The organism is Dyadobacter sp. CY312, assembly GCF_021390535.1.
Classification (GTDB): Bacteria; Bacteroidota; Bacteroidia; order Cytophagales; family Spirosomataceae; genus Dyadobacter.
In genome coordinates, this window is sequence record NZ_JAJUXG010000007.1 from 277,456 (window position 1) to 293,197 (window position 15,742).

The window sequence follows — 15,742 nt, forward strand, 5'->3', positions numbered from 1 at the left end:
AAACGAAATGGAGGAAACAAGATATTTGATCAGAAAGGCGATTTATACGGATTGGATTCAAATTTTTGAGCTGTACAAATCAGTGAGTTCCGTTTTAGGTGGGCTGGCTCGGAACAATGAAGAAATTACGGAAGAATATGTAAAGAACTTTGTAAGTAAGTCATACCAAAATGGAGTTCAGTTTGTGGTCTTGGACAGAGATGAAAATGAAAGGGTGGTGGCAGAGGTACATTGTTACAAATTGGATCCAAAAGTATTCAGTCACGTATTGAGCGAACTCACAATAGCTATTGATCCGGATTATCAGGGAATGGGTTTGGGAAAACAACTCTTTGAATCTTTACTTACATATGTTCAAAAAGAAAGAAAAGGTATATATAGGATTGAGTTGATTGCCCGTGAGAGCAATCGAAAAGCTATAACGCTTTATGAAAAGTTAGGGTTTAAAAAAGAAGGAAGAATGGAAGGGCGAATCAAAAATCACTTGGGAGAATTCGAAGCAGACATTCCAATGGCGTGGTTCAATCCGAATTTTGCTGACTTTCAATAATTTAGAAGACGGTTCCGATGCGGGCAATCAAGCATCGAAACCGTCCAGCTTTTTAGCTACAATCACGGTTTATCACTCCAATCCAACCTTCACCCATACCAACCTGTGATCCGAGCTGGATTCTCTTTTCTCTACAAGCTCTGACATTGGTTCTCCTTTGGCTGGCCAAAAAACGCCGCCGTCTTTTACTTTGAAACCTATTTTCGATGGCAAAACGTAATCGGCTCTCATGCGCCAGAATGCGGTGTGATTTTTGGCAAATGCATTATCAGGACTGTGTTGTGCTCCGCCTTTGCTTTCCGGTGTGGTTTCACTGTTGATTTTTGGATGAGCTAATAGCGACCTGATTCCATCCGTTATGGCGTTTCCTTCATCTGGTGAAGCATTTTGGTCTCCCATTATTACGAAAGGGACATCGTTACTCAAGCCGCCTTTTTTGCCTTGATCATCATAAATGTAGGTTCCCGTATCGCCTGAAATATAATCCCGCCAGAAACGGATCTCGTCGAAATTTCTTTTGCCATTTCTGTCTTCGGCTCCGTCGAAAGTAGGAGGAGTGGGGTGGCTGGCCAATACATGGATTGTTTTGCCGCCAACCTGAACAGGAACATCCCAGTGTGATTTGGACGACAACGGAAACTGTGCCCATGCTTCCGGACTATACCAGTCGCTGCCGTCGGCTTTTGTAATTTTATGCGCACCTGGCATATCTTTCCATTTAAAGTGTTGGAAAGTACGTACGTTCTTCGAATCAATAGGATATTTAGATAAGACAACCATTGCATACTGTCCCGGATAGTTTCCGAATCCCCAGGCATCGTTTCCGAACCGATCCATTTTGCCATCATTGTTCAGGTCAAAAGGTGAGGGTTGGCCTGTGTTTACAGTGGAATAAAAATAATACGGGTAGTCAATGGCTTTTGCTCCATTCTGACTTCTCATCAGGTAATTTTTTACAAAGGCTTTTACCCCAAGCTCAGGGTCCTGGATGTAATCAAACTCATTAAGCAGGATCACATCCGGCCTCACAGTTTGGATAATAGAAGCGATATTTTTGATCTGTGCATTGGAGCCCGAAGCCAGTTCTTTGATCAATACCTGCTCGGAATTCCCTTTTGTACCTCTTGGAACATAATTTTCGGCTTCCATACTTACGTTGTATGTAGCGAATGTGAGTTCGGTAACTTTTTTCTTGGTTTGAGAGAATAGAATCCCGGGAGAAAGCATGGTCAGGATTAATAATATTTTTTTCATAAAAACGCCTTGTTCATAGTTTGTACGCGAAGATAGGAATCTTATCCCGCAGCACTAAGCAAGTTATATTACCTTTTCAGTTGATGAGACAAAAAAAGAGCTGCCACATAAGGTGACAGCTCAAAAGACATAAAACGGACTTTGTCCGTGTCAATGAAAGAAGTCTTTCATTTTATCAAAAAAACCTTTTTCGTTTTTGCCTGGTTTCGGCTGAAAATTCGGAGAATGACGAAGCGATTCCAATGTTTCGCGTTCGTCGGATGACAATTGCTGGGGCGTCCATACATTAATGTGCACCAGCTGGTCACCTTTTCCGTATCCGTTCAGGTCCTTAATACCTTTACCTTTCAGACGAAGTATTTTACCAGCCTGCGTTCCCGCTTCAACGTTGATACGTGCTTTCCCGTCGATCGTTGGTATTTCTGTTGAGGTTCCCAATGCTGCATCTACAAAGCTAAGGTGCATGTCGAATACAACATTGTTACCGTCGCGTTTCAGTTGTGCATCTTCTTCTTCTTCAATCACGATCAGCAGATCTCCTGCAACACCGCCACGCGAAGGAACATTTCCTTTACCCGACATAGATAGTTGCATACCTTCTGCCACACCACCCGGAATGTTCAGCGTGATCAGGTCATCTTGTAACAACCTTCCTTCGCCCGCACATGAATCACAGCGTTCGCTGATGATCTTGCCATCTCCGTTACAGGTTGGGCAGGTGCTGGTCGATACCATTTGTCCAAGCATGGTGCTCACCACTTTACGAACCTGACCTGTACCATTACAGCTTCCGCAGTTGGTAAGAGAAGTTCCGTTTTTGGCACCGTTTCCACCGCAGGTATTACAGCTCACATGGCGTTTTACCTTGATTTTTTTCTCAACACCGTTGGCAACTTCTTCCAGATTCAATTTCAGTTTGATACGAAGATCAGAGCCTTTACGAACCCGGCGTCCATTTCCACCGCCGCCACCGCGGCCAAAAATATCACCGAACGGGCTGCTATCACCAAATATGTCTCCGAACTGAGAGAAAATATCGTCCATAGAGAAACCTCCTCCTGCACCGTAGCCACCTCCACCGGAAGGACCACCTACGCCAGCATGTCCGAACTGATCGTAACGGGCGCGTTTGTTCTCATCGCTCAGAATGCTGTAAGCTTCTGCTGCTTCTTTAAACTTGTCTTCCGCAGTTGGATCGTCCGGATTTTTGTCCGGGTGAAATTTAATTGCCAGCTTTCGGTAAGCCTTTTTTATCTCGTCGGCAGCAGCACCACGCTCCACACCCAATATTTCGTAATAATCTCTTTTCTTAGCCATTTTTTAATGTCGTATGTATCATGTAAATCTGTCCTCCGGCGTGCCAGCTGATTTTTCAGAATCAATGTCGGATGCCTTTGGTTATTACACATCATACATGTCTTGATTGATATTAAGCGCCAACGATCACTTTTGCGTAGCGTATCACTTTGTCATTCAGATAATAACCTTTTTCAATCTCGTCGATAACCTTTCCTTTAAGATCGTCCGATGCCGCGGGGAACTGTGCAATTGATTCATGAATTTCTGCGTCAAAAGTTTCTCCTTTTGCCTCCATTGGCTTCAAACCTTTTGCTTCCAGGGTTTTGAACAACTTGTTATAAATCAGGTCAACTCCCTCTTTTAATGCCACAATGTCGGTAGATGAATCAAATGACACTTTTGCGCGTTCGAAATCATCCACAACCGGCAGGATTGTTTTTACAACGTCCGCTCCCGCAGTAGACAAAAGTTCCAGTTTTTCTTTGGAAGTACGTCTGCGGAAATTTTCAAAATCGGCGTATAACCTTAAATATTTGTCTTTTAATTCTGCAACTTCTTGTTTTGCAGCATCTAATGGATCAATTTCATGCACTTGCTGTGCATCTTCGCTGATCTCCTGACCAGCATTGTCCATAGGTACGGCATTGGCCGACTCTTCCTTAGCGAAGTTTTCCGTTTCCGGGACTGAATTCTCCTCGTTCATTTCGTTTGTGATATCTTGATCTATGTTGTACTCTTTGTCGTTCGGCATAGTAATGGGTACTTTTATGACTTTTGTATTGATTTGACACCCCTAAATTACTTTGCCAGAAGCAAAATACTGACAAGATGACATTTTTAGTTTGTATTTGTAACTTTGCAGTATGACTACAACCGACTTAATAGCGCAGGAAAGAAGCAAGTTTATAAAATTGAAGGCACAGGAAAATGGCTTCGATTTTTGCGGAATTTCCCGTGCTGATTTTCTGGAAGCAGAAGCGCCCAGGTTGGAAAACTGGCTGAACCGGAATCACAACGGAGCCATGGCTTACATGGCCAATCACTTCGATAAACGGCTTGATCCCAGAAAACTGGTTGATGGAGCCAAAAGTGTCATATCCGTTTTGCTCAATTATTACCCGGAGGAGAGACTGCCCGAAGGGAAGGATGATCTGAAAATCTCCAAATATGCCTATGGAAAGGATTATCATTTTGTATTAAAAGAAAAACTTGGTGCGTTATTAACATCCATACGGGAGGAGATTGGTGATGTGGACGCGAGGATTTTTGTGGATTCAGCACCGGTGATGGATAAGGCATGGGCAGCGAAAAGTGGTTTGGGATGGGTGGGTAAACATTCCAACTTGCTTAACCGTGACATGGGTAGTTTCTTTTTTATCGGCGAAATCATTTGCGATCTGGAACTGGCATATGACGGAGCAACCGGCGATTATTGCGGAACCTGCACCCGGTGTGTAGACGCCTGCCCGACTGACGCCATAACAGAAGCCTATGTGGTAGATGGCAGCAAGTGTATCAGCTATTATACCATTGAACTTAAAGAAGCCATTCCGACCGATGTTCGCGGGAAATTTGAGAACTGGATATTCGGCTGTGACATTTGCCAGGATGTTTGCCCATGGAACCGTTTTTCGAAAACCAACACCACTCCGGAATTTTCAATTCAGCCGGGAATGACCGATCTGTCGGCAAACGACTGGGCAGAAATTACGGAAGAGGTTTTCCGTGAGGTGTTTAGAAAGTCGCCTTTGAAACGGACTAAGTTTGAAGGCCTCAAAAGAAACATTGAATTTGTGAGGCCGGATAAATAAAAAGGACTATTAATTCTCAAACCTCTTATATTTGGCTTTGGTAGTACCTTTTGATGGCTGAACAAATACTCTGTTTTATGAGAAAACAATCTGTCAATCTTTGGGCGGTGCTTGTGTGTGTGGTAATTTCACAAATAGTGCCTGCATTGTGGTATGGAGCATTTTCTGAAACCTGGATTGCCTTAAACGGCTTTACTATGGATCAGATCAAAGCTGCAAACAGTCCCACTCCTTACCTGGCCAGTATCGTCTCATCTTCTTTTACAGCTTACACCATAGCCTGGATATTCACAAAAATTCCTGTAAAATCTGTGATAACAGGTTTCCTGACAGGGTTGCTTTTTGGAGTTGTTTTTGTCCTTTTCGAGATCATTGTAAAAGACATGTTTTCACTAAGACCTTTGATGCTCTCACTGATTGATGGCGGACCACGTGTGCTCGTTTACAGCATCACAGGTGCCATATTGGGTATCTGGCGAAAATACGAATAGACGCGCTCGCAAATCAGGCATTTAGTTGATATTGTTCAAAGTCGTATATTTGACCATTGTTTATCAGATTGTTAAAATAAACTATTCGGTTTGGCCGCAGTGGAAATGACATAACGATCTGTATGTTAACGCATCAATGAGAAAATACCTTTACATCATAACACTTCTTTCCGGTCTCGTTTTTCACAATTCTCATGCGCAGGATTTGATTGTTACCAATGTGGGCGACTCCATCTCCTGCGTCATTGTACTTGAAACAAGTACAGTGGTACAGTTCTCCTACGCCAAATACAATCAGAAAATGGTGAGGGAATTTGGAAAGGATCGTGTCAGTTCCATCGTTTACCGGTTTTACACTGAAAGAGATTCGTTGCGTGCCATTGCCGCTTTACAAAATGTTCCCGTAACGCCAGAGGTCATCGAATCAGATACGATAAAACAGGTGGTGGAGCCAACAGTTGTGGATGTTGCTAATGTACAGCAGGAGACTTCGCCATGGGGGAAATGGCAATTTGGTGTGGATGGAGGTTATGGCTATCGTTTATTCAGATCCAGGGTAAAAGCGACTTCTTATGAACGTGAATATACCGACAAGTTAAAAGCCGGGTATTCTTTTGGTGCTAACGTATTTTACTTTCCATGGAAAAATGTGGGCTTTGGTGTTAAGTATAACATTTACAGAAGCAAAACAGAGAGAGATATTCGCACTCGCGATGACGTGACGATTCAATTTTTAGGCTTGTCGGTAGCTCACCGCAAGATTTTTTCAAACGATAAAACTTCTATATTAAGTGCATTCTGGGCTGGCTACCAACCTTATAAAAATGTCGCCAGGCACATTGGGCAGGATTATACAATGAAGGCAAACACAATGGGCTGGGGTATAAGTGTTGGAATTGAGCAACGTATCTCACCGCAATTCGCATTAAGTCTTACTGGTTCGGGTTACATGGGCAATATTTACAAATACAAAAGAGACTCTAAAGGACGAACCGAAACAATTAAGTTCTCTTATGACGAGTTCGAAGACCTTTCCCGTGCGGAAATCACATTAGGTCTGAAATTTTTGCACTAGAATTCACTGCTTTGTATTTGTGAGCCAGTTTTTTGTTTTCCCAAAACATCAGAAATGGGGACGTTAAATTTCTTAGTGTCTTCGAGTCTTCGTGGCAAAATCATTCAACAATTTACCTGAGTATATTGAGTACTGCATTCTAACGTTTATAAATTGATTTTATAATAAAGTAAGGGATAATTAGGATTTTTTAGTCTTGGTTTTACTATGCCTTTGCAGGTCTCTCACAAAATGAGCGCGGCAATGGTAGATTGAACACTTTCTCGTCTTCAAATTAGTACAAAGCTTTTTTAATCATTTTTAAACCAAAAGAATGAACGCCAATTGCCTGTCTGTATTCCGGAAGTTTTTCCTGATTGCATCTTTTTCTGTCGCTCTCACAACCATTGTCGTTGCCCAGACTACCAAATCATCTAAACCTTTGGTTGTATTTGTCACCGGCGACCATGAATACAGCGGTGAAGAAACATTACCAATTATTGCCACTGAACTGGAAAAAAACTACGGAATGCGAGCAGTGGTTTTGAAAGCCAATCCGGATCACAATTCAGAGAAAAATATTCCCGGCCTGGAAATCCTTCGTGAGGCCGATCTTGCCGTTTTCTATCTACGCTGGCGTCAGCTACCTCAGGATCAGCTTGACCATATAGAGGCTTACCTAAAAACTGGAAAACCGGTGATGGGTTTTCGCACTACCACACATGCCTTCAATTATCCGAAGGGGGATGAACGTATAAAATGGAACGCGTTCGGTGAGTTTGCACTCAATTCACCTCCGGGATGGGGTGGAAAAGCGGGGCATACGCATTACGGTCACAAAAGCAGTACAGATGTGACCGTTGTTCCTGAACAGGCAAAAAATCCAATATTGACAGGCGTTGATCCGTCTTTCCATGTGCGTTCGTGGCTGTATAGAGTGTTGCCGGATTATCCTATAAAAGGCTCCACGTGGCTATTGATGGGAAAAGCTGTGGATCCTGACAAGGAAGCAATTGAAAATCCGGTTGCCTGGACGGGCACCAACTCTTTTGGAGGAAAAGTATTCATGACCACTCTCGGACATCCTGAGGATTTTAGACTTGAATCTTTTCAAAGGCTGATTGTAAATGCCATTCACTGGGAACTAGGCAAAAAGGTGCCAAAAACCTGGAAGGGAAAAATGGACATTCAGGTGCCATATCGCGAATAATTAAAACTGAAAAGTGTAATCACTTTTCACCCAATACACCCAATATCCTTTACCCGTAAATCGAAGATAATTCACCTTTACCATGACTAAACCCAAAAAAAGAAGTATTGCCGGTTTGCTTATTGCAATCGGTCTGGCTATTGTGGCGTTCAGTGCTTTTCAGTTCAGCCAGTCGCAAACCATCAAAGTGCAAAAGGACTCGCGGATTGTTCTCCTGGGTAACAACCTGGGATCAAGAATGATGAATTACGGGCATTTTGAAACCGAAATGCAGCTACGTTATCCCGACTATTCCTTGTTCATCCGTAACATGTGCGATGGAGGAGATACACCAGGATTTCGTCCACATTCCAGCAGGAACTTACCCTGGGCATTTCCAGGTGCTGAAAAATTTCAGACAGAACTGGCGAAGAATTCGGGTAGCGAGGGACATTTCGATTCGCCGGATCAGTGGCTTACACGACTGAAAGCAGATGTAATCATTGCGTTTTTTGGTTACAATGAATCGTTCGCTGGAAAGGCGGGTTTGGCCAACTACAAAGCTGAACTGGATGCGTTTGTGAAACATACACTTGCACAGAAATACAACGGAGCTTCGGTACCGCAACTTGCTTTGGTATCGCCCATCGCTTTCGAGGATCTTTCTGCAAAGTTTGACCTTCCAAACGGCAAAAAGGAAAATGTGAACATTGCTCTTTATGCTAATGCAATGAAAGAGGTGGCGAATCAGAACAAAGTATTGTATGTGGATGCTTTCACACCTTCGCAGCAATGGTATGCTGCAACCAAAGAAGATTTGACTATTGATGGCTCTCAGCTAAACGATGAAGGTTACAAAAAGTTGGCGACTTTACTTTCTGATGAGATTTTTGGAAAAGGAAAGGCAAAAAACGAAGCGAACCGCAAACTGGTCAATGAAGCCGTAGTTGAGAAAAACTGGATGTGGCACAACGATATTAAAATCCCGAATGGCGTACATGCATACGGTCGTCGTTATAATCCTTTTGGCCCGGACAATTATCCAGCAGAAATTGAAAAAATAAGACAGCTGACCGCCATCAGAGATACAGCGATATGGCTGGCAGCATCAAAGGGTGAAAAACTGGATCTGAAACTGGCCGATAAAAACACAACTGTGTTGCCACCGGTGAAAACGAACTTCAATCCTGAGAAAAACGGTAGTCTGGAATACCTTTACGGCAACGATGCGCTGGCAAAACTTAAAGTGCCAGACGGTTATAAAATTGAGCTATTTGCTTCCGAAGAGCAATTCCCCGACCTGGCAAAACCAATGCAGATGTCTTTTGATAATAAAGGCCGTTTGTGGGTTGCTACTATGCCAAGTTATCCGCACTACAAACCAGGCGACTCCAAACCGAACGACAAGATTATCATTCTGGAAGATACAAACGGAGACGGAAAAGCAGACAAACAAACTGTTTTTGCAGACGGATTACACCTGCCGGTAGGATTTGAAATTGCACCTGAGGGTGTATATGTTTCTCAGGGGACTAATTTTAAATTGTATGTCGATACCGACGGTGACGACAAGGCGGATAAGAGCGAAATATTGTTGAGCGGTTACGACGACCACGATACGCATCACAATAGCCATGCTTTTACGGTGGATCCATCGGGAGCGATTTATTCGGGAGAAGGGGTGTTTTTGCATACCAATATAGAAACTTCGTATGGACCTGTACGTGCAACCAACGGTGGTTTTTATCGTTACAGTCCGCAATTGCGTAAGCTAGAACGCACTGCGCAGCTCTCCATTCCTAATCCGTGGGGAATTGCATTTGATGATTGGGGACAGCCTTTTTTTGCGGAAACATCCAGTCCGGATGTACGCTGGATGATGCCGGGAACGGTATTGCCACGTTATGGAGAAGCTACACATAAATCGGTTCAGTTGATTGAAAAGGCACATTTGGTACGGCCAACCTCTGGTTTGGAATTTGTGTCGAGCCGTCATTTTCCTGAGGAATTACAAGGTGATTTATTGATTAACAACACAATTGGTTTTCTTGGAACGAAGGAGCATACATTAAAAGATGATGGAACAGGTTACAAGAGTTCTCATCGCATGGACCTGGTTGTGAGTGAAGACAGAAACTTCCGTCCTGTGGATATGGAATTTGCCCCGGACGGTTCGCTTTATGTGATCGACTGGCACAATATCCTGATCGGGCACATGCAGCACAATGCCCGTGATCCACTGCGTGATCACTCCCATGGCAGGGTTTACCGGATTACATATCCATCCCGTCCTTTGGTGAAACCGGCGAAAGTAGACGGTGCCAGTATTTCTGAACTTCTGGATAATCTTAAATTACCTGAATACCGTACCCGCTACCGTACCCGCCGCGAACTGCGTGGAAGAGATGTGAATCAAGTACTTGCAGGAGTTACTAAATGGGTAGCTGGTCTGGATAAAAATGATCCAAAATACGAGCACAATGTATTGGAAGCACTGTGGGTAACATGGGGAATGAACAAAGTAGATCAGAAGCTTTTAAACCAAATGCTAAAAGCAAAAGACTACCATGCAAGAGCTGCGGCAGTGAATGTGGTCAGATATACAGGGCATCAGGTTGCCAACCAGGCGGATTTACTGATGCAGGCTGCGAAAGATGAAAACGGACGTGTACGTCTGGAAGCGATAGTGTCTGCCTCATGGCTGCCAAAAGAAAAAGGTTTGCCGATTTTGGCAGAAGCAAAAAAGAAAGAGCTGGATGAATGGATGATCCACGCTTATGATGCAGCCGTTGCGCATCTCAGCGGAGTAGCAGTAAAAAAGGAGAAAGAAGCTGTGGTGAAAACGGGCCTGAAAGGAAAGGAACTGGAATTATTTAATAAAGGCAAAGAGATATATGCCAAAGAAGGATATTGCTCAACCTGCCATCAGCCAGATGGAAACGGATTGGGGTCATCAGGCTTTCCGCCGCTAACTCCAAACAAATGGGTAACGGGAAGTGACGACAGGCTCATTAAACTGGTGTTGAAAGGATTGTTGGGACCAATTGATGTGGCAGGTAAAAAATATCCGGGCCAGGTTCCTATGACACCATTCGGAGGGTTATTAAACGACGAAGAAGTGGCGTCAGTGCTGACTTACGTCCGGAATTCCTTCGGCAACCAGGGAACAGCCATAACAGCCGATAAAGTCAAAAAAGTAAGGGCCGCAACAGCAAGTAAAAAGGATTTTTACTCACCAGATCAATTGCTGAAAGAACATCCATTGGAGAAATAAGTCATATTGGAAATTAAGGAATTGAGTCCGCTTCAAAGTTTTTTGGAGCGGACTTTTTTTGTATTAAAATGTTCTTGTTCTGTATGAATCGGTATTTTCTTAAAAGTTGAGGTAGGAACCAGAATTACCCACCCCGCCCTTTGGGCACCCCTCCGAGGAGGGGAATACGCTCCAAATCCCCTCCTCGGAGGGGTGCCGTAGGCGGGGTGGGTAATTTTGCACAATTCCTGTTACCTAACTCATAATTACAAGTCTCCAAACCAAAACAAACCTTTCTCCAATGCCTCGACCCATAATACCCTACAACCCCAGACTAAAAAAACTTGCAAGAGAATTGCGACAAAACATGACTTTGTCTGAAGTTTTGTTGTGGAATCAGTTAAAGCAAGGACAAATGCTAGGACACGATTTTGATAGACAACGACCAATTGATAATTACATCGTTGACTTCTATTGTAAAGATCTTCGACTTGCCATAGAAATAGACGGCTCTTCTCATGACTTTGAAGAAGTTGCTGAAAACGATATTGTCAGACAAGAAAGATTAGAGTCTCTCGGCGTACATTTCCTGAGATTTAGTGATTTGCAAGTAAAAAGAGATATGATAAACGTGTTGCTAGCGATTCAGTATTGGATTGAGGATAATAGGGGGGATTGATTGCGTTATTAGTCAAACTATTAATTTAATCCTCGTCTTTTGAAATTTCTAGTTTTTTCGAAGAGTTGGTACATAATTACCCACCCCACCTTCGGCACCGCGCGGCGGACCGTCCCTCCAAGGAGGGGAATACGGTCTTAATCCCCTCCTTGGAGGGGTGCCCGAAGGGTGGGGTGGGTCTAGTACCAAGTAACCAATCAACTATTTTCAAGAATCTATAATTAAAATCAGGGAAAAATTAACTTTTGCTAGTTCATAACTGATATTTATCCCTTACCGCCTCATGTCTAAATCGTTACCTTTTTTAGCACTGTTTTTGCTCCTGAATCTGAGCTATATTTTCAGAGGTACAAAGGAAAATGGACTAAGCACCCGGAATGCCGAAGTACAGCTTCATATAGTCCAGGATACCACCGCCGGAACGATCAGTATTTTCCGGGGGAAGGAGTCAAAACCGATTCTGGTTCAAAATGCCAAAGCGAACTTCCGTCCTTATCTTCATCCGATTGTTGCGCCAGACGGGAAAGGTATTCTGACAGAGTATAGTCCGGGACATCATAAACATCAGACTGGTATTTACTGGGGTTACACCCGTGTGAATGGGAGAGATTATTTCCACCATCCGGAGGGCGATTATTGGAAAAGAGTATCGGCAACTGTTACAGAAAGTAAGGGTGATATCGTCAAATGGCAGACGGTATACAATCTTCTGGATTCGACGGGAGCGGCGGTTTTAACCGAGACACAAAACTGGTCTATGCGCCAGAAAGATGGTAAATATCTGCTTGATCTGGAATGGAACGGAGAGGCGCAAACGGACGTAACCATTGGGAAGTATAATTACGGTGGACTCTTTGTCCGGATGCCCTGGAAAGAGGGGATAAAAGGAGAAGTGGTAAATGCGGCCCGTCAAAAGAACGAGAAAGCAGAAGGACAGGCCGCCATGTGGGTGGACATTGGTATGCAGGTGGAAGGGCGGGACGATCTGGCGCATATCGCTATTCTGGATCATCCCGAAAACAAAGGTTACCCGCAAACCTGGCGTGTTGACGGTCAGTTAGGAGCTGGGCCTGCCCGTGCCCGCAAGGCAGACTGGCATATCAAAAAAGGAGAAACGGAGGTTATCAAACATGAACTGGTTATCTATTCCGGTGAACTGAATGACGTTGCACTGAATAAAACTTTTGGAGAATTTATAGGAAACAACGGGCAGTATAATACGGCTGCGCTTTGGGCAATTGCGCAAAAGGAGGGAAGGGAAGCGAAATTTCTGAGTGCTCAGGAAGCCGTGGCAGCCATGACAATCAAGGATGGATTTAAGGTAAATGCGTGGGCATCGGAACCGATGATGACTCAGCCCATGGCTTTTTGTTGGGATGACAGAGGAAGGATGTGGATTGCTGAAAACAGGGATTACGAGTCCAGAGGAAAAGGGTTTTCCAATGCTGGCGACAGCCGCATCCTGATATTGGAAGATACCGACCATGATGGTGTGGCAGATAGCCGTATGGTTTTTATGGAAGGGATTGCATTTCCTTCGGCCCTAGCCGTTGGTTTTGACGGTGTTTTCATTGGCGCCCCGCCAAATCTTCTTTTTGTACCAGACAAAAATAAAGACGACAAAGCTGATGTGGAGGATATTGAAGTACGGTTGACCGGTTGGGGTATTCGCGACCGGCATGAAACGATAAACAGTTTTCACTGGGGACCAGATGGCTGGTTGTACGGATTGCAGGGTTTTGCCACGCCTTCCAAAGTAGGCAAGCCGGTTGGAAAGGGAAAGCTATACAAACACAAAGATCCGTTTCCTGAAGAAATTCTGAAAGATGGAGTTGATATCAATGGTGGAGTGTGGCGTTACCATCCTACGAAGGATAAATTTGAAGTAGTAGCACACGGGTTTAGTAATCCCTGGGGAATAGATTACGATGCCAAGGGTCAATTATTGATGACAGCCTGCGTAATTCCCCACCTCTGGCATGTTGTACCGGGCGGTATTTACCACCGTCAGGGCGGACAGCATTTTAATCCCTATGTTTATAACGATATCAAAACCATTGCTGATCACAGCCATCGATCTGCACATGGCGGAGCAAGGGTGTATCTTTCAGATGCTTTTCCGCAGAATGAACGAGGTAAGATTTTTATGGCCAATATTCATGAACATGGCATACTGTCGGACATCCTGGAAAGCAAAGGATCCGGTTTTGTTGGGAAACATGGGGATGATTTCATGATGGCCAACAATGCGCAATGGGTAGGTTTTAGCATGGAAATAGGGCCGGAAGGAGGGCTTTATGTGCTCGACTGGCACGATGCGGATATATGTGGGTCCGATGTGTTGAACTCCGAAACGGGTCGGATTTTTAGAATTATGCCAAAAACTTCTCTGGCGGAAAACTGGGAGGGAAGATATGGTGATCTGGATAAGTTTAGTGACTTGAAGTTGGCTGATCTGCAAACAAGTAAAAGTGAGTGGCATGCAAGGAGAGGTCGTATTATCTTGCAAAACCGGGCTGCAAAAGGTAAAATAACAAAGCAGTCGTTGGATCGCCTGACTGAAATTTATACTTCTAATAGTAACGCCGACTATCGTTTGCGAGCCATGTGGGCATTGCAGGTTGCCAATGCGCTGGGAGAAAAAGAACTTTTAGCCGCTCTTTCAGATAAGGACGAGTACATACGTGCATGGGCAATTCAATTTTTGTGTGAAAATGAAGCACCATCACCTGCCGCCATTGCCCGATTTGAAAAGATGGCGAAAGAGGACCCATCCGCTCCTGTGAGGTTGTATCTGGCATCTGCCATGCAGCGCATCAAACCAGAATCCCGCTGGGAAATTGCGGAAGCGTTGGTGGGACATGCCGAAGATATCAATGATCACAATCTGCCAAAAATGATCTGGTATGGATTGGAGCCTCTTGTTAAAGCAGATCCTGCAAAAGCACTTGAACTGGCTTCCAAAAGCAAAATACCAATGGTAACCAACTTCATTGCACGCAGAACTATGGATGCTGATGCGTCAGAAATACTTTTGACCGCAATCGGGAAAACGCCTGCCAACCAAATCGACTTGCTGGAAGGTATGCGTGATGGACTCGAAGGACGCTCTGATGTGAAAACACCAGCCAACTGGAAGCCTACATATGTAAAGCTGAAACAAAGCACTGGTAAAGTTGCAGCCTTAGCAACTGAATTGGCGCAGTATTTCGGTGATACAGAAGCAGCCAAGACCTATTTGACCACACTGAAAAATGCCAGTGCACCAGTTGCTCAAAGACAAAAAGCGCTTCAATCTCTGGCGTCTCGCCAGCGCCCTGAACTTGTGAAAGAGTTACCAGCGCTGCTTGCAACACCGGCTCTGAGGTTTGATGCGATCCGGGCTATAGCAAGTTATGATCAGGAACCTTTGGGCAAACTGCTGCTTGAAAAATATCCGGGATTTGACCCAAGAGAAAAGGCAGAAGCAATTCAAACCTTGTCGTCACGGCCAAAATATGGCTGGTTGCTCACACAGGCAATTGCCAAAAAAACCATTTCTAAAAATGAAGTTCCAACCTATGTCGCCCGTCAGTTGCGCAGGGTAGTGGGAAGTGGTTTTGTCGAAGTTTGGGGACCGATTGATCATGTGGCTTTTGATGAAAAGGCATATACCAAATACAGAAAATTGCTTACCGATCAGGCTGTGTCAGCAGCTAGTCCGGATAACGGAAAGCTCATTTTTAAAAATACCTGTGGTCCCTGCCACAAAATGTATGGCGACGGAGGAATTATCGGGCCAGATCTGACTGGCTCAAACCGGGGGAATCTCGATTATTTACTTGGTAATATCCTCGATCCTAGTGGAGAAATTCAGGACGATTACAAAATGGTTGTCGTTACCACGCGGGATGGAAGAACTTATGTAGGAAACATTGCCAAAGAAACCGAACGGCAGCTTACGCTACGTATTGTTGGGCAAGATGCGGTGTTACTAAATAAATCAGATATACAAACAAGAGAAACCACACCAACGTCCATGATGCCGTCGGGACTTTTGGAAGCATTATCGGATAAGGAAGTGAAAGAGTTGGTAGCGTTTTTACGAACTACCAAAAAAGCGGGATAATTTTACCTGCTGTGCAGTAAAAAGCGGTTCTGTCTCAGTCTTTGTCTGAAACAG

At 44.2% G+C, this 15,742-nt stretch carries 11 protein-coding genes; 8 read left to right on the plus strand and 3 right to left on the minus strand.

The genetic code is table 11. The features are described 5' to 3' along the window. The first annotated feature begins 7 nt into the window (after positions 1-7). Complete coding sequence (locus LZG71_RS10865) at positions 8-550, plus strand: GNAT family N-acetyltransferase (RefSeq protein ID WP_233820318.1); 543 nt, start codon at positions 8-10, stop codon at positions 548-550. Between the two features lie 72 nt (positions 551-622). On the opposite strand, the gene LZG71_RS10870 is transcribed toward LZG71_RS10865, so the two are convergent. From LZG71_RS10870 to LZG71_RS10880, 3 genes are all read right to left on the minus strand, one after another. Then, entirely contained in the window at positions 623-1,804 is a 1,182-nt protein-coding gene (locus tag LZG71_RS10870) for an endonuclease/exonuclease/phosphatase family protein (RefSeq protein ID WP_233820319.1), read from the minus strand. Between the two features lie 150 nt (positions 1,805-1,954). Further along, positions 1,955-3,121 (minus strand): molecular chaperone DnaJ, encoded by a 1,167-nt coding sequence (gene dnaJ / locus LZG71_RS10875; RefSeq protein ID WP_233820320.1) that lies wholly within the window; start codon positions 3,119-3,121, stop codon positions 1,955-1,957. Positions 3,122-3,233: 112 nt separating this feature from the next. After that, a complete protein-coding gene (locus LZG71_RS10880; protein WP_233820321.1) occupies positions 3,234-3,854 on the minus strand; it encodes a nucleotide exchange factor GrpE in 621 nt (206 codons plus the stop codon). Positions 3,855-3,966: 112 nt separating this feature from the next. On the opposite strand from LZG71_RS10880, the gene queG reads away from it, so the two are divergent. The 7 genes from queG to LZG71_RS10915 all read left to right on the plus strand — a co-directional run bounded on the left by queG (position 3,967) and on the right by LZG71_RS10915 (position 15,688). Further along, positions 3,967-4,914 carry a tRNA epoxyqueuosine(34) reductase QueG gene (gene queG / locus LZG71_RS10885; protein WP_233820322.1) on the plus strand — a complete coding sequence of 316 codons (948 nt, stop codon included), beginning with the start codon at positions 3,967-3,969 and terminating at the stop codon, positions 4,912-4,914. Between the two features lie 77 nt (positions 4,915-4,991). Beyond that, complete coding sequence (locus LZG71_RS10890; protein WP_233820323.1) at positions 4,992-5,405, plus strand: DUF1761 domain-containing protein; 414 nt, start codon at positions 4,992-4,994, stop codon at positions 5,403-5,405. A 136-nt stretch (positions 5,406-5,541) separates the two neighbouring features. Then, entirely contained in the window at positions 5,542-6,480 is a 939-nt protein-coding gene (locus LZG71_RS10895; protein WP_233820324.1) for a hypothetical protein, read from the plus strand. Positions 6,481-6,793: 313 nt separating this feature from the next. After that, positions 6,794-7,669 carry a ThuA domain-containing protein gene (locus LZG71_RS10900; RefSeq protein ID WP_233820326.1) on the plus strand — a complete coding sequence of 292 codons (876 nt, stop codon included), beginning with the start codon at positions 6,794-6,796 and terminating at the stop codon, positions 7,667-7,669. A gap of 82 nt (positions 7,670-7,751) precedes the next feature. Next, complete coding sequence (locus LZG71_RS10905; protein WP_233820327.1) at positions 7,752-10,922, plus strand: PVC-type heme-binding CxxCH protein; 3,171 nt, start codon at positions 7,752-7,754, stop codon at positions 10,920-10,922. Between the two features lie 280 nt (positions 10,923-11,202). Then, positions 11,203-11,580, plus strand: a complete 378-nt coding sequence (locus LZG71_RS10910) for an endonuclease domain-containing protein (RefSeq protein ID WP_233820328.1) — start codon at positions 11,203-11,205, stop codon at positions 11,578-11,580. 283 nt (positions 11,581-11,863) lie between these two features. Continuing rightward, a complete protein-coding gene (locus LZG71_RS10915; protein WP_233820329.1) occupies positions 11,864-15,688 on the plus strand; it encodes a PVC-type heme-binding CxxCH protein in 3,825 nt (1,274 codons plus the stop codon). The last annotated feature ends 54 nt before the right edge of the window (positions 15,689-15,742 follow it).

Coding starts and splice junctions, on each gene's coding strand:
- LZG71_RS10865 (WP_233820318.1), top strand. CDS start 8: ATGGAGGAAACAAGATATTTGATCAGAAAGGCGATTTATACGGATTGG.
- LZG71_RS10870 (WP_233820319.1), bottom strand. CDS start 1,804: ATGAAAAAAATATTATTAATCCTGACCATGCTTTCTCCCGGGATTCTA.
- dnaJ (WP_233820320.1), bottom strand. CDS start 3,121: ATGGCTAAGAAAAGAGATTATTACGAAATATTGGGTGTGGAGCGTGGT.
- LZG71_RS10880 (WP_233820321.1), bottom strand. CDS start 3,854: ATGCCGAACGACAAAGAGTACAACATAGATCAAGATATCACAAACGAA.
- queG (WP_233820322.1), top strand. CDS start 3,967: ATGACTACAACCGACTTAATAGCGCAGGAAAGAAGCAAGTTTATAAAA.
- LZG71_RS10890 (WP_233820323.1), top strand. CDS start 4,992: ATGAGAAAACAATCTGTCAATCTTTGGGCGGTGCTTGTGTGTGTGGTA.
- LZG71_RS10895 (WP_233820324.1), top strand. CDS start 5,542: ATGAGAAAATACCTTTACATCATAACACTTCTTTCCGGTCTCGTTTTT.
- LZG71_RS10900 (WP_233820326.1), top strand. CDS start 6,794: ATGAACGCCAATTGCCTGTCTGTATTCCGGAAGTTTTTCCTGATTGCA.
- LZG71_RS10905 (WP_233820327.1), top strand. CDS start 7,752: ATGACTAAACCCAAAAAAAGAAGTATTGCCGGTTTGCTTATTGCAATC.
- LZG71_RS10910 (WP_233820328.1), top strand. CDS start 11,203: ATGCCTCGACCCATAATACCCTACAACCCCAGACTAAAAAAACTTGCA.
- LZG71_RS10915 (WP_233820329.1), top strand. CDS start 11,864: ATGTCTAAATCGTTACCTTTTTTAGCACTGTTTTTGCTCCTGAATCTG.